This window comes from Vibrio fortis (genome assembly GCF_000695685.1).
In the GTDB taxonomy this organism is placed as follows: domain Bacteria; phylum Pseudomonadota; class Gammaproteobacteria; order Enterobacterales; family Vibrionaceae; genus Vibrio; species Vibrio fortis_A.
In genome coordinates, this window is the sequence record NZ_JFFR01000009.1 from 68,194 (window position 1) to 82,768 (window position 14,575).

12 protein-coding genes are annotated in these 14,575 nt (G+C 44.5%); 4 read left to right on the forward strand and 8 right to left on the reverse strand.

Translation table 11 applies throughout. From position 1 onward, the window contains the following. The first annotated feature begins 10 nt into the window (after positions 1–10). Positions 11–1,612 (forward strand): DEAD/DEAH box helicase, encoded by a 1,602-nt coding sequence (locus VFDL14_RS15990; protein WP_032550219.1) that lies wholly within the window; start codon positions 11–13, stop codon positions 1,610–1,612. A 475-nt stretch (positions 1,613–2,087) separates the two neighbouring features. Here the strand turns inward: VFDL14_RS15990 and VFDL14_RS15985 are convergent, their stop codons facing one another. Continuing rightward, complete coding sequence (locus VFDL14_RS15985; RefSeq protein WP_084181830.1) at positions 2,088–3,620, reverse strand: DUF3612 domain-containing protein; 1,533 nt, start codon at positions 3,618–3,620, stop codon at positions 2,088–2,090. Between the two features lie 170 nt (positions 3,621–3,790). Here VFDL14_RS15985 and VFDL14_RS15980 point away from each other — a divergent pair, with 170 nt between their 5' ends. Beyond that, on the forward strand, positions 3,791–4,384 hold the full coding sequence (locus VFDL14_RS15980; protein ID WP_032550221.1) for a malate synthase: 594 nt from the start codon (positions 3,791–3,793) through the stop codon (positions 4,382–4,384). Between the two features lie 196 nt (positions 4,385–4,580). On the opposite strand, the gene VFDL14_RS15975 is transcribed toward VFDL14_RS15980, so the two are convergent. From VFDL14_RS15975 to VFDL14_RS15950, 6 genes are all read right to left on the reverse strand, one after another. After that, entirely contained in the window at positions 4,581–5,597 is a 1,017-nt protein-coding gene (locus VFDL14_RS15975; RefSeq protein ID WP_032550222.1) for a GGDEF domain-containing protein, read from the reverse strand. A gap of 299 nt (positions 5,598–5,896) precedes the next feature. Further along, positions 5,897–6,109: a cold-shock protein gene (locus VFDL14_RS15970; protein ID WP_004740083.1), complete on the reverse strand. Its 213-nt coding sequence runs from the start codon at positions 6,107–6,109 to the stop codon at positions 5,897–5,899. 357 nt (positions 6,110–6,466) lie between these two features. Beyond that, positions 6,467–7,744, reverse strand: coding sequence for a cytosine deaminase (locus VFDL14_RS15965; protein ID WP_032550223.1), 1,278 nt, complete (start codon positions 7,742–7,744; stop codon positions 6,467–6,469). 9 nt (positions 7,745–7,753) lie between these two features. Next, the gene (gene codB, locus VFDL14_RS15960) at positions 7,754–8,992 is read right to left on the reverse strand and encodes a cytosine permease (protein WP_032550224.1); all 1,239 of its coding nucleotides are present in this window, start codon (positions 8,990–8,992) and stop codon (positions 7,754–7,756) included. Positions 8,993–9,600: 608 nt separating this feature from the next. Continuing rightward, positions 9,601–10,824 carry an HlyD family secretion protein gene (locus VFDL14_RS15955; RefSeq protein WP_032550225.1) on the reverse strand — a complete coding sequence of 408 codons (1,224 nt, stop codon included), beginning with the start codon at positions 10,822–10,824 and terminating at the stop codon, positions 9,601–9,603. Continuing rightward, on the reverse strand, positions 10,818–11,168 hold the full coding sequence (locus VFDL14_RS15950) for a hypothetical protein (protein ID WP_032550226.1): 351 nt from the start codon (positions 11,166–11,168) through the stop codon (positions 10,818–10,820). The genes VFDL14_RS15955 and VFDL14_RS15950 overlap by 7 nt, the downstream gene beginning before the upstream one ends. Before the next feature lie 156 nt (positions 11,169–11,324). On the opposite strand from VFDL14_RS15950, the gene VFDL14_RS15945 reads away from it, so the two are divergent. Then, positions 11,325–12,332, forward strand: a complete 1,008-nt coding sequence (locus VFDL14_RS15945) for an AraC family transcriptional regulator (RefSeq protein WP_032550376.1) — start codon at positions 11,325–11,327, stop codon at positions 12,330–12,332. Positions 12,333–12,344: 12 nt separating this feature from the next. Here the strand turns inward: VFDL14_RS15945 and VFDL14_RS15940 are convergent, their stop codons facing one another. Next, entirely contained in the window at positions 12,345–13,025 is a 681-nt protein-coding gene (locus VFDL14_RS15940) for a pyridoxamine 5'-phosphate oxidase family protein (RefSeq protein WP_032550228.1), read from the reverse strand. Between the two features lie 90 nt (positions 13,026–13,115). Here VFDL14_RS15940 and VFDL14_RS15935 point away from each other — a divergent pair, with 90 nt between their 5' ends. Further along, positions 13,116–14,561 carry a PLP-dependent aminotransferase family protein gene (locus tag VFDL14_RS15935; RefSeq protein WP_032550230.1) on the forward strand — a complete coding sequence of 482 codons (1,446 nt, stop codon included), beginning with the start codon at positions 13,116–13,118 and terminating at the stop codon, positions 14,559–14,561. Positions 14,562–14,575 lie beyond the last annotated feature (14 nt).

Here is a 14,575-nt window from a genome sequence, read left to right on the forward strand (position 1 = left end):
ACATTATTCTATGAGTTTTACCTCCCTAGGCCTTTCTGCTCCTATTCTAAAAGCGATTGAAGCACAAGGTTATGACAAGCCATCACCTATCCAAGAAAAGGCGATTCCAGCCGTTTTGAAGGGAAAGGATGTGATGGCAGCCGCTCAAACTGGTACAGGTAAAACAGCTGGCTTCACGCTCCCTATCCTTGAGCTTCTTTCTAAAGGCCCACGCGTGCGCGCTAATCAAGTACGAGCTTTGGTTTTGACACCGACTCGCGAGTTGGCTGCACAGGTCAACGGTAGTGTTGTGAAATATGGCATCAACCTACCTTTGAACTCATCGGTAGTATTTGGTGGCGTGAAGATTAATCCGCAAATGCAGAAGCTGCGCAAAGGTAGCGATGTATTGGTTGCAACACCGGGTCGCTTGCTTGATCTTTATAACCAAAATGCAGTGCGTTTTGATCAGCTAGAAATCTTGGTATTAGATGAAGCTGACCGAATGCTAGACATGGGTTTCATCCGTGATATTCGCAAGATCTTAGCTTTCTTGCCTAAGAAGCGTCAAAACCTACTGTTCTCAGCAACATTCTCAGATGAAATTCGCAGCCTAGCAAAAGGGCTTGTGAATAACCCTGTCGAGATCTCAGTAAATCCAGCGAACTCGACGGCGAAAACGGTAGAGCAGAGCATTTATCCTGCCGACAAGAAAAAGAAAGCGCCAATGCTAGCCAAGCTCATTAAAGATAATGATTGGCAGCAGGTTCTGGTGTTTAGCAAAACAAAACATGGAGCAAACAAACTGGCTCGTTTTCTTGGCGACCAAGGTATTACTGCGGCGCCAATCCATGGCAACAAGAGCCAAGGTGCGCGTACAAAAGCGTTAGAAAACTTTAAGACAGGCCAGGTGAGAGTCTTGGTTGCAACGGATATTGCTGCACGTGGTATTGATATTCCTCAACTACCTCAAGTGGTCAACTTCGACCTTCCTCATGTCTCTGAGGACTATGTACACCGTATAGGACGCACAGGCCGTGCGGGTGAGGTAGGTAAGGCTATTTCTTTAGTGTGTGCAGATGAAGCTTCAGAGCTATTTGGTATCGAGCGCCTTATCCAGCAAGTTCTAGAGCGTCGTGAGCTAGAAGGCTTCAGCCCAGTAAACAAATTGCCAGAATCTAAGTTGGATACGCGTCCGATTAAGCCTAAGAAACCGAAAAAGCCTAAGAAGCCAAAGACAGAGCATTCGGATGGCCAACGTTCATCTGACAATGCTCGTGGTCATAAGCCCGTGGGTAAGAACAAACGCCATGCGCCTGGCACAGGCCCTGCACCTAAACGTCAGCCGGATGCAGCTCATAGAGCGCAAGGTGGTGATGATGCTTCTGTTAAGAACAATGGGAGCAACTTTAAGCGTGGCAAAGGCAAGAAGCCGGCGAATGGTACGGGTTCAAACTCGAAGCCTGTAGGGAGCGGAAAGAAGCCATCATCTGCGAAACGCAGCGGTGGTAAATCTAACCAAGCGGGTCAAAGTAAATCGGGTTATGGCTCAAGCTATGGTCCTAAGGGATCAGCAGGTAAATCGAATACAGGTAGTCGCAGCAAGCCAAAGTCTGGAACTAACACCAGGTAATAAGCTCGCAAACAGCCTGTCGCTGCCCTAACAAACAAGAACGCAAACTGATTTAATCATGTTTGCGTTTTTTTTTGGTCGCTAGAGAATAGGCTTTTCTTTCAATATATTACGTATTGTTTATGAATTTTGAAGTTGGTGAGCGTTGAAAAGCTGTTTAAAGAGTGTTTATTGGTTCTCAGTAATAACAACATAATCACTAGCGTTATTAGCATTGGTTGCAAAATGCAATTTCAAATTGCAAATTACGAAGTCATAAACGACCAATAAGTGTGCTGATGCGTAGTAAAATGGGGTTTTAAAAGTTGGCACGCATAGTGCATTAGTATAGATGACCCTTCTTAAGCCGAGGGTCACCTAGCCAACTGACGTTGTTAGTGAACCTTTATTGTTCACACAAAATATATAGCCAATCACGTTTATTGTGGTTGGTTTTTTTTTGCCTGCAATTTCTAAGTTGATGCTTTGGCAATGATTAATTTTCACCACATTTTGAGTAACAGCTTGGCTGGCGCGGACACTCTCCACCTCGAGAACAAATGAGTCTTGCCTCTGTTTCTATCCCGCGTTCAATCCAGTTAATGTTTAGAATCTTCGCGATGGTCGTAAGATCCTTCTTGATATTGCGTGGAATAGCGACTGACCCGCCATTGTTTACACAGGAAGCTTTTAGCTGTTCTGCAATTTCTCGCGAATTACCACCTTGCGCATCAATAGCTGGATTGAGGTCTATGCCTGCACACAATACGCGGTTATTACCCGCTGGGTCCGTCATATTGATGGATTCACAACAGTAGATTCGAGGCTCGTCGCCCACATTCAAAATTGAAATCTGAGCAGAGCTGCCGTCCCTAGGTTCTGATAATCGACGGAAAACTGCCCAGTGCTGACATGGGTCGGCTACCGTTCGCATGTTACCCCATGGAAGTGGGATTCCGTTGCCTCGATATACCGCCTTGAGTTTCCCTGGACCGTAAGCATCAAAGTAGTGCCAGTGAGGGTAGGGCGATACTACAGTCATTCTTCGCATCGCAACAGAGGGGGAAACCCCCGCTCTTTTGTGTACGTCGATTTCATAACCAGTTCTATCCAGTAGCTGTCTGAACGGCACTTTAGGGCAGAGTAGAGCACCAGCAAAGAAGCTAGACTCAAAGTCTCGCCACGCTTGTAGGATGTCTTGAGAGTTAAGCTGTGAAGACGTCTTGCTTTGGGCATCGTCCCAAGTGTTGTTATTGCCCACAGACAACACGCTCTTTAGCCCCTCTTTGCTGTGCAAAATACAGTGGCCAATGTAAACAGCAAGGTCATACTTGAGGCGGGTTGGATATTCTTTAAGTATCTCATTGAGATAAATGGTGCCAGGAGGCTCAAAGAATGATGTGACTAATTGTTTCGCGTTTATCCCTAGTTCATCCACCACATCCTGTGGAGTGCGCGTTACCCAGCGAATTTGTATTCCTAATCCGCGAGCAATATCGATAAGGTCTTCAACACTTAAGTTAAGACGTTTCAGTCCTACCTCTTCGGCTGCGCGTTCCAAATCCGGGAAGTGGTTTTGGTTGCTTTCTTGATGCGCTCGGATGAGTAGGTGGGCAAATTGCCGTCCAGAAATGCCCGTTTGTGAGAGCATTTCTGGAATGGCAATCTGAAGAATGTCATTCGAGAACAGGAAACTTGGCTCTAAAGCCATTCCGCTTATCCCACCACGATTACCCTTGTCGGGGGTTATCGCTTGCTGTTCTGGCTCATCGTCCAAAAACCAAGTGGGATTTTTCTGAAAAACTTCTGCGATCACCTCGAGCATATCAATACTCGGGACGCGTTTCCCTCGCTCAATCATAGAGAGATAAGAGACTGAAGGGGCGTACTCAGGATTCACTCTAATGCAACGAGCAGAGAGATCTTCCATAGTTAAATGGTTGCGTTTCCGTAGGTTACGTATCTTCGTACCCAAGAAATGAGATTGACGAACTAAACTTTTTGACAAGGCCATATTTGTAAAATTCACATTGTAAAATTTTTGTTGTGAAATTGTAGGTAAAAAAGCGCTAGTCTACAAACTAAGCAATTCACAAAATGACGAAGAAATTAAACGTTTGTTTGGAATAATTGCTCTAGGGCACACATTTGCTATGAAAATCGATGAATTTTCATCGGACTGGTCAAGAGGGAAAGACTATGAATATGCTGACATTCGATAAAACTGAAATCCAAAAACAATCTAAGCCATTTATCGCTGAAGCTGTCTTTGCCGTGGAGACGCTCAGTGCAAACCAGCAAACGGAAAAACAGATTAAAGCAAAACAGCTACTAGACCGTCTGTTTCCACTAGAGAATGGTTCACATCAAGACGTAACTAGCTATGTAATCGATTACCGTCATATCATGGCATATTTCAAAGATGGTCAACACAGCGGACTTAAACATCCTAAGCAGTTTGTTGCCTACATGGGCGAGAAATGCGACCCAGATTCAATTTTGTTCCGTGATGGAAGCGGTAGTCACCTTGAAGTAATGTTTGGTTGCCACAAAGGGACAGGGCGTATCGAACTGGTTGATATTGATGATATCCAGTTGGAGACTTGTACGACTTTCGGTCAATCACCAATGGAAGCGACTCAATCTGAACAGCGCGAAACCGCTGCCTTACGTCACTGGATCAGTCTGGTTCAAGGTGATGAGAAGGGTAAGCCGAAGGCGTGTAGTGAAGACAAAGAATTTCGTGCAAAAAGTGGCGAAGATTACTGCTTAAATTACTGCTACAACATTTAAGTGCTTATAAGGGACACTGACAACGTTAAATGGCTAATGTGCTTCTAAGAAAAACAAAGCCCCGTCTATATTGATGGGGCTTTGTCGATTATTGAGGGCAAACTAACACAACCTAGGCCGTGACACAGTGCTTTTACACTTACAGCTTGAGAGTGACAGTCTTTAGACAACAACCATTCGAGCAATAGTAATCAGCTTATAATGGCATAACTCGATTTCGCCCTAGAGACTTAGCTTCGTATAGAAGCTTATCAGCACGTTCGATCAATGAATCGGCCGTTTCGTTTGGTTGTAGCTCGGCAACACCGAATGAAGCGGTAATGTTACCCACTTGCTCGCCACTGCGACGATCTTTAATCGAAAGCTTTTCTAGAGAGCGGCGACTCGTATCAGCGATCTGACGTGCGATACGCAATGACTTATTAGGAATGATCATCGCGAACTCTTCGCCACCAAAACGGTAAGCTGAGATACCATCACGACAAGCCATCTTGAGTTTACGCGCAATGCCTTTTAAGACCGTATCGCCAAACAGGTGACCGTAAGTATCATTGAAGGTTTTGAAGTGGTCGATGTCCAACAGCACCAAACACAGTGCCTGATCAGATTCGCACAACATGTGCAGGTCTTTATTGAAAGAGCGACGATTATAAAGAGTGGTTAGGCTGTCAAAGAGTGCGTCTTTTTGCACCTCTACCAGCTGACTTTTTAGTTTACTGATCTCAGAAGTCGCGGCATTCAGTTGTGAATTCAGAAATTGGGTAGAGTGACGAATATTTTGTGATTCAGACACCAACTGACGAACAAGAGACATCACCTCATCAATCGACATACTGTTGTTATCGACTTGGGATAAGTCTTCGAAGCTCTTGTCGATCATTTCAGAGAACGCCGATGTATCGGTTAGTGTGTCATTCATCGAACTCGATACTTCAGAAACCAACAACTCTAGATTGGCACGCAAATCATTAATGGTGGTTTCGGATTTACTCGCAACGTAGTCGTTGTACAGCTGCTCACCAAGTGCTGGTGGACAGATACCATAATGTTCTAACACACCGTCCATGTCTTTGTTGAGTTGTGGAATGGCGTTGTCTACATAGGTGTACCACAGGGCGTAGTTTGCAGGTGTGGTAGACACTCTATTTTTCATCATAAGTGGCACCGCTTTCTTTAAATTTGCGGTGGATTTCTGAAATTCGTCTTTCTTCATTATCTTACTTGCAGATATATAAACCAGCTAAATCTAACGTGAACTCAAGACTAGCGGATTTTCGCTCTATTTGCTTTAAAAATTATACGATTAATGGATGCGGGTTATATAAATTACCTCATTTTCTGTGGGTTTTTGTGTTACTAAGTATTTATTGGGCAAGATGTCACCAAATGAGACCTTGCAAGGTATTGGTTTGGTGAATGTAATGGGGTGGGAGTGATAGTAACTATTTGTGAGCAGAAACAAAAAAGCGCCGGTAAAAACCAGCGCTTTAAAATCTTTTTAGCTAGAAGCTATTATTGAGCAACAACGTTAGCTGCTTGTAGGCCTTTTTGACCGTTTTCAACTTCGAAAGAAACCTTTTGGCCTTCTTTCAGAGTTTTGAAACCTTCAGAAACGATAGCACGGAAGTGAACGAATACGTCAGCACCGCCGTTATCTTGAGAAATGAAGCCGAAACCTTTCTCTTCGTTAAACCATTTTACAGTACCAGTATTTGTGTTAGACATAATTTGTCCCTTATTCAAAAAATTACTAAATTGTTGATTGCATTAATGCAATGCGCTGATAATTGAATTATTTAATATTGCTAAGAAATAAGGAAAAACTACTTACAAAAACGGGTAACGATTTTACTTGTCAATTTTACTTTGGTTCTAACTTAAATAACTCCGGCTAACAGAGCAAGAGCATGTTAACACAGTCTGCATCGTTGTACACACATTCATTACGAATTTGGCGACTTTTTTGCCGCTTAGGGCAGAAAAAATAAGGGCTTGCTGATTTTGCAGCGGTTACGTTTTCACTCTAATCGACAAACAAAAAAGGAAGCTAACTCGCTTCCTTTTCTATCAGTGTAGACGATACTAACGTTTAAAGTTAATTGCTTCTGATTTATCTAGGTTAATTTTGGTTTGCGCAGGCTGTGTTTCTGCGATCACCTTACCATGGCGCACTGAGTACTGAACGGGTACTTGGCGGCGTACAGCATCAAAACCATTTTCAGCTGGAAGAATCAACAAGCTACCTGGTTTACCCACTTCAATGCCGAACTTGTCTTGGATATTCAGTGTGCGAGCAGAGTTTTTGCTGATCAAATCTAATGATTGGTTGATTTGATCGTAACCCATCACTTGCGTGACGTGCAGCCCCATATGCAGGACTTGCAGCATGTTTGCTGTGCCAAGTGGATACCACGGGTCGAAAACATCATCATGGCCAAAACATACGTTGATGTTTGATGCGAGCATCTCTTTCACTCGAGTTACGCCTCGGCGTTTCGGATAGTCATCGAAGCGACCTTGTAGGTGAATGTTCACCAATGGGTTTGCAACGAAGTTGATGCCTGACATACGTAACAAGCGGAACAGACGAGACGCGTAAGCCCCATTGTAAGAGCCCATCGCGGTAGTGTGGCTCGCTGTAACCTTATCGCCCATCTCAAACTTGTGTGCAAGAGCAGCTAAGGTTTCCACGAAGCGAGACTGCTCATCATCGATTTCGTCACAGTGAACGTCAATTAGGCGGTCGTATTTGCGTGCAAGTTCAAATACGTAATGAAGAGACTCAACGCCGTATTCACGAGTGAATTCGAAATGAGGAATCGCACCGATGACATCGGCACCTAACTGTACCGCTTCTTCTAGCAGCTCTTTACCGTTCGGGTAAGAAAGAATGCCTTCCTGTGGGAACGCAACGATCTGGATATCAACCCATTCTTTCATCTCTTCACGAACTTCAATCATCGCTTTGAGTGCGATAAGTGTCGGGTCTGAAACGTCAACGTGAGTACGAACATGCTGAACACCGTTAGCAATCTGCCATTTCAGGGTCTGCTTCGCTCGCGTTTTTACATCTTCAATTGACAGTAACTCTTTGCGCTCCGCCCAGCGTTCAATACCCTCAAAAAGCGTACCGGAGATGTTCCAGTTTGGTTCACCTGCTGTTTGAGTTGTATCTAGGTGGATGTGCGGCTCACAGAAAGGAGTAACCGCAATGCCGCCTTGAGCATCAAGAGTGTCACCTTGATGATCAATCTGATCATCATTGTCTAGAATGCGACTGAATTGACCATTTTCAATCAGAATTTGTTTCAAGCCATCTTGGTCTTGAAGCTTCGCGTTCTTGATCAATAAGGTTGTCATAATGTTTCCTTAAGCCGTCTGAGACTTCAGAGCGTTTTTGTTCATAAGAGGGTTGAGCACTAGGTAGCTGATAGCGCCGCCTAACACAGCGTTGATAGGAACAACACCTGGTAGGAAGTGACCTGCAGCAACACCAATTGCAACCGCGATAATGCCAGCCCAATTCACGGTTTGGAACTCTGCTTTTGCAAAATCTTTGTAGCGTTTACGGTTAGCAAAGAAATCGGCGATGATAACGCCACCGATCGGTGGAATCGCAAGCGACAGGAACGTTAGCCAGCCTACAAAGTTGTTGTACAACCAAAGCGCGAAAATCGTACCAATGATGCCGTTCATGATCGACATTAGTGTACTCGAACGACCTGTGATGTTTGAGAAACCTAGCCCCGATGCGTACAGCGCGTTTTCGTTGGTTGTCCAAATGTTCAGACCTAATACGATAATAGCAGGAAGCAGTAGACCTTGAGCGATCATCACATCAGAGATGTCTGATTGGCCCGTCGCCGCTGCGCCTGCTGCGCCAAAGATGAACATTAGCGAGTTACCGATGAAGAAAGCGACCATAGTAACCAGAACTGCGCTTGCTGGTTTTTTACCAAAGCGGACAAAATCGGCAGTGAGCGTACCTGCACTAACGAAAGAGCCTACAACCATAGCCAGCGCCATAGAGAAATCCATCGGGGTTTCTGGTTTGATAAGCTGAAGTTGTTCCAAGCCGCCAACGCTGTCTACAGCCGTCATCACTGAGTAGCCACCTAAGATTGCAATTGCAGGAACAGCAATCGCCGATAAGACCATCAAGGCTTTGATTCCGAAGTACACTGTCGCCGTCATCAACAAGCCTGAAACAATAATTAGGGTATTTGTATCAATACCAGTCGCTTTCTGTACTGGAATTGCGAACATTGCTACGCCAACGCCGAACCAGCCAACTTGTGTGCCGCCAAGGAGAGCTGAAGGAAGCCAAGAGCCTTTAGTACCAAAAGAGAATCGAGCGAGAAGGTGGGTTGAGAGGCCAGTAGAAGAGCCGATGTAGCCAAGAAAAGAAGTGTAAATACCAAGGATTAGGTTACCGATAAGAACGGCGAGGAAGAAATCATTGAAGGAGAGACCAGTACCGAGCGAACCGCCTGTCCACATACTTGCGGAGAAGAAAGTCAAACCTAACATTACCATTGTTAATGAAGCGACTCCTTTCCTAGCCGATGTTGGAACCGGCCCTAGACTGTAGTTATTATCCGCAGCCATTTTTTACCTCCGCAATTTATAAATTAAACTAATTACGCTCGCCATATTTCAGACAAACGTGCGCATTATGGTGATATAAATCACATAGTCAATGTTGTTTTTGTCATTAAGCTACCTAAAAGTCAGTATGATAATTTTATTTTTAATTAAAACAATTGCTTGTAGGTTTGTGTTTTTTTAATTTTTTATAAGGAAAACGTTTTCCAATAGAGGTTGTGTTTCTTTTGGAGGGGCTTGGCTATGAAAATTGGTTGTTATTGGGATGAATAGGTGTCTGTAAATTTTTGCAGAAATTTAGACAAAAAAATAGCCAACTGCAAAATGGCAATTGGCTTATATATAGTGTGAACAATGTAGGTTCACTAACAACGTCAGTTGGCTAGGTGACCCTCGGCTTAAGAAGGGTCACTAGTATTATTGCAGGTAGTGTGCCAACTTTTACAGGCCCATTTTCGGCTGTTTTATATCAATTTGATGCGTATTTGACCGTTGTTTTTGCAATTTGCAATTCCAAATTGCGAATGGCACATAAATGCAATGTATTGAATAATAAAAAAGGCCAGCAAAACGCTGACCTTGTTGTTTCTTAGTTTGTTGGAGCGTATCCGTTATATCGAGTAGAAGAAGTACAGCTGAGATTTCATTCGAATAATGATGCCACGAATTACATCTAAGAATGCCATAAAGCTGATCGGCTTCTCACCACTGACCCATGCAAGACCAACTGAGCCGACGGGAATGTCATAGCCTTCGGTTTCCTCAACCTTCAAACGAACGAAGTGGTGTTTATTCTGTAAGTTCTTGCCTGTCGTTGCTCGAACCGATTCATCGATACCCAGTAGCGTTGCTTGCGCTTCACCTGTTGCCTCAACAATGCCTTCCACCGTTGCAGAGAAGATCTTACCCGGATACACCGCTGTTGCGAACTCCGCTGGTTGACCCACTTTAATGTTACGAATCGCTTGGTGATTCACACGCATCAGTACGTACTTCTCTTCGGTGTACATCTGAATACGTGGCATCATCGATACACGTTGACCTTCACGAAGAATGAAGTTAGTAACAAAGCCATCTGTTGGTGCGGTTACCTTAGTGCTTTTTAAATCCCATTCCGCTTGAGCCAATGTAGAGATTGCCGTGTCTACGTCAGTCTGCTTTTTAGTGACATTGGTTTCTGCTTTTTGAATGTTTAGTTTAGCGTTTTCGGTATCTACCTTTTTCTTACTAAGCTCAGACTTCAGTGTCGTCAGGTTGTGTTTCGCCAAATCGACAGTAGCTGTTTGCTGATCAATGTCCGATTCCGTAATCGTATGCTCTACCACGCTGTTTTGACGCAAATAGCGTTTAAGTGTTTTCTCTTGCAGTACAAGGTCAGTTTTCGCAGACTCAATTTTTGCTTCTGTCGAATTGATGTCTTCGAGTGATGACTTATACGAAATCTTCGCGATATCGACTTCTTGACGCGCTGTTTCTAGAGCAACTTGCGCTGAATTAAGCTGAATCTTTGCCTTGTCACGAGCAATGACATATTTGGTGTCATCAATTTCATAGATAAGCTGGCCTTCTTCTACATCTTGGTTCGGTGTGATGTGAACCTTAGTTGTTTTACCTGACACTGCTGTTGAATCCGGTCGCAGCTGAATATGCGGCGATTGGACTACAGAGCCGCCTGACAGATCCATCGGGGTATAGTTAATCAATCCAACCCATACAAACAGCAACCACGATGTACCACCTAGGTAAGCAAACGCTTTGGTTCCTTTGTTCCAAGGCATACCGACTAATCTAAGCAGATAAATGAAAAGAGCCCAAATAGCTAAACCTTCTAACATGCTGGCTTCTCCTCGTTGTTATCACTCTCTTGAGTTGCAGTTTTCCCTGGCGAAGGTGCACGCCAAGTATCCCTGAGATTGATAATTGCCTTTTCCATATCGACAAATGCGAGAATTACAGCCAGTACCCATACCCAATGCCAGATAAACCCTATCCAGGTGAGCGCGGTGATCAGCCCCAATTGGTGGTGCTCTTTGCTATGTGCTTTATTAATTGGCAATTCATGAACTCGCCAGAAACCGTAACCTGCAGCAGCAATAGTCGCGACAAGCACAATTCCTGCTACGACGTGAAGTGCTGTATCGGCACCGGTTCCAACAAACGGGACACTAAGAAGACTCATTGATAAACCCTACGTTAACTAAGAAACGCAATTGTGAGCTATGTCAGATAATATAGTTACAAAGGTACAGATTATTTCTAAATTAGGTCTATTTTGATGTGATCTGTTATTTGTGATATTAAAATTGTTTCGTTTCTATGATGAATGGGTGGTTTTGTGCATAACGTTAACTTTTTGCGGGCTCTGGGTATTTTTAGTATTTATCAGCAAGTCTCGGCTAATGAGATGGCAAACATTGAGAGTTTGGGTATTCCAAGGTCGGTGTTTGATAATCCGATGAACTTGATACCTGTGACAGAAGTTGACGAGTGGTATCAGAACTTAGAGCAGCAGACACACAACCCAGACATCATTTTGCAGATAGGGCAAAAAGTTGATATTGAGAAAGCGGGACCATTAGCGAATTGGTTTTTCTCTGGGCATGACCTCGCTTCTACCATTCGCAGAGTAAACTTAAGCCTCCATTGCTTGCAGTCTGGTGCGTATCTCTATGGTGCGGAAGTGGGGCCGTTGATTAAATGGTGTTATGAGAACCCGGCGTATAGCGCGAAAGGTAAGGTTCACGACTCCATTCGGGTCGCTATTTTCATGACTAAGATATTGCGAATGTATCTTGGTGAAGATTTCAAACCTGCTGCAGTGTGTATTGCTGGCCATCGTAAAAATGTTGAGGTTTACCAAGCGTACTTTGATTGTCCAATTCAATGGGGGCAACCGAGAACTGAGGTGTGGTTGCCGAGTAATCTGAGGCTATCCGTTAACCAAGTTCGATCTGCTGGGCGTGCCAACCTAGCAATGAATTACCACGATTTGGACAATTACCTAAATATGCCCGACGCAGAAGATGAGCATAAGGTGATCTACGAGATGATCAATTACAGCCGACATTTTGGTTTGCCAACGCTTGCCAAAGTTTCTTCTTTGCTTGGGTTATCGGAGCAACAATTTCAGAGGCGACTGCATCGTCTTGGAGTTACATTCTCAACCATTACGGGTTACGCGTTGAGTAACGTGGCGGTTGAGTTATTGCGTTATTCCACGCCTATCGATGAGATTGCGACACGCCTTGGTTATACAAATACGGCGAGCTTCAACCGCATGTTTAAAAAACATAGAGGTTTAACACCTAAGCAGTATCGCGATCGTTTTCAGGCTCACTTCTAAGCGGCTTCAATGCTAAGCATTGTTGTTACTGTTTGGCGTATTACTCCAACGAGAGCCGTAGGCGGCAGAATAGTCCGGTATATCAATCTTACCTTCTAATTCAGGCACGGTTTCGAGTGGGCCTACGACCGTTCTGTAAGGTAGCACTCCCGCCCACACAGGAATTTCGAGGTCAGACTCATCGTCGTTCACGCCGTGCTTACCGATTTTAACTGAAGCCTCGGTTAACGGAATGGCCAGCAGTTCTGTGGCTGCTAACTCTCTTGGGCTACTCAGACGCACTTCTTCTGTTCTACCTGGTGCTATCTGCTCAATGAAATGATTGAGCAGTCGGTCTTTTTCGTTTGTATCTTCAATGATCTCAAATGAACCAAATACCACTGCAGAACGATAGTGAGCACTGTGGTGAAAAGCCGATCGCGCTAAAACCCAGCCGTCAAACAAAGTGAATGTGAGACAAGTCTGAGCACCTTTCTTTAATCCTCTAAGTAGACGACTGTTTTTAGCGCCGTGGATATAAACATGGTTATCGACACGCCACGCTAGCATAGGGATGACCACCGGACCTTGCTCCCCCTCTAAAGCGATATGGGCAATAAGACTTTCATCAATGATGTCGTATAGCTTTTGCTGTTCAAACTCCGCTTTGTGGGTTCCTTTCTTAATCGTTGTTCTGTTGGTTCTCGATAACATAATGACATCTCCATGATTGCTTTTTACTCAATCTAACGGTTAACTGGATACATAAATAGAGCCACTTTTGAAGAGTGTTTGGATCCAGTTATGCAGCCAATTGATATCGGAGACCTGTCATTAGATCTCAGTAAAACAACACGTCAGAACGCCTTGTTTCACGCTATCCGAGAAAAGATAGTGCGTGGGTTTTGGAGTAAAGGGAATAAGCTTCCTTCTACTCGCAAGCTAGCTCTGGAGCTTGATGTCAGCCGTAATACAGTGATTTTTGCTTATGAACAGCTAGTGAGTGAAGGTTACATAGAAAGCCGAAAAGGAGCGGGCTATTTTGTTTCGATAGAACAGCCCGAATACTATTTAGGGACTTCAAAAGCTCTATCGGAAACGGTAGGCAAAGAACCCAATGATGCGAATGGAAAGGCGCCTTTTGATGTGAATCAGGGCTTTGCGCCCGGCGTGCCCGATCTCCAAGCTTTCCCATTCGCTAAATGGCAGCGCTTACTGCAGCGGCATGTGACGCGGTTAAACCTTGCAGGAAATCAGCAGGTTCAAGGTTCCATTGCGCTTCGAGAAGCTTTGAGTCATTACTTGGCGAGTAGCCGCTCTGTTCATTGTGATTACAGTCGAATCATCATTACGGTTGGTGCACAACAGGCGCTCTCAATCGCGTTGATGGCGACACTTAAGGCTGGAGATGAAGTCTTGATGGAGGAGCCCGGGTACCGCCAAGTTCATAAGATCATCGACCTTTTACAACTCCAAATGCAGCCTGTTCCGGTGCGTGAGAAGCAAGGGCTGTGTTTAGATAAAGTACTGGCGAGCCAAGCTCACGCGCTCTATGTCACGCCAAGTAATCAATATCCAATGGGCACTACGCTTACTACGGAGCAGAGACTCAAGATCATTGATTGGGCAAAACAGAAGCAGGCTTGGATTATTGAGGATGATTACGATAGCGAATTTCAGTTTGCTCATCGCCCATACACCAGCATGCAAGGGTTGGCGGGTAAGCTAGAGCAAGACGAGCGGGTGATCTACGTAGGCTCACTCAGTAAGGTGATGTTCAATGGCTTGAGAATTGGCTACATGGTAGTACCTAAACAGTTGGTACCTCGTTGTTTAGAAATCAAAGACGCTATTACTGGCGACTCACCTACGCATACTCAGGAAGCGTTGGCGGATTTTATTAATGAAGGTGACCTGTTAAGGCACATTAGAAAAATGCGACGTCTATACAAGCAGAAGCATGAAGCTATGCTAACAGCATTAGAGCGTGAGTTCGGCCAAGACCTTGAAGTGATAAGCCAAGCGGCCGGGTTGCATGTTACGGTGAAGTGGTATGGCGGGATTTCAGAACAAGATTGGAGTGAAAGGGCAGAGCGAGAAAACATTGTCGTGCGTCCGTTTAGTTTTTACGAATACACGAAAAATAATGGCCGTGACTGGCGTGCCGTAGTTCTGGGCTTTGGAAACATTCCTTTGGAACAAATACCTCAGAAAATGCGCGCCATTGCTCAAGTTTTTTATCGTGAGTAATGGCGCAGAAAGTA

What these genes read in the sequence shown, in the direction of transcription:
- VFDL14_RS15935 (WP_032550230.1), top strand. Translation starts at nt 13,116, where the DNA reads ATGCAGCCAATTGATATCGGAGACCTGTCATTAGATCTCAGTAAAACA.
- codB (WP_032550224.1), bottom strand. Translation starts at nt 8,992, where the DNA reads ATGGCTGCGGATAATAACTACAGTCTAGGGCCGGTTCCAACATCGGCT.
- VFDL14_RS15975 (WP_032550222.1), bottom strand. Translation starts at nt 5,597, where the DNA reads ATGAAGAAAGACGAATTTCAGAAATCCACCGCAAATTTAAAGAAAGCG.
- VFDL14_RS15990 (WP_032550219.1), top strand. Translation starts at nt 11, where the DNA reads ATGAGTTTTACCTCCCTAGGCCTTTCTGCTCCTATTCTAAAAGCGATT.
- VFDL14_RS15940 (WP_032550228.1), bottom strand. Translation starts at nt 13,025, where the DNA reads ATGTTATCGAGAACCAACAGAACAACGATTAAGAAAGGAACCCACAAA.
- VFDL14_RS15965 (WP_032550223.1), bottom strand. Translation starts at nt 7,744, where the DNA reads ATGACAACCTTATTGATCAAGAACGCGAAGCTTCAAGACCAAGATGGC.
- VFDL14_RS15955 (WP_032550225.1), bottom strand. Translation starts at nt 10,824, where the DNA reads ATGTTAGAAGGTTTAGCTATTTGGGCTCTTTTCATTTATCTGCTTAGA.
- VFDL14_RS15970 (WP_004740083.1), bottom strand. Translation starts at nt 6,109, where the DNA reads ATGTCTAACACAAATACTGGTACTGTAAAATGGTTTAACGAAGAGAAA.
- VFDL14_RS15950 (WP_032550226.1), bottom strand. Translation starts at nt 11,168, where the DNA reads ATGAGTCTTCTTAGTGTCCCGTTTGTTGGAACCGGTGCCGATACAGCA.
- VFDL14_RS15980 (WP_032550221.1), top strand. Translation starts at nt 3,791, where the DNA reads ATGAATATGCTGACATTCGATAAAACTGAAATCCAAAAACAATCTAAG.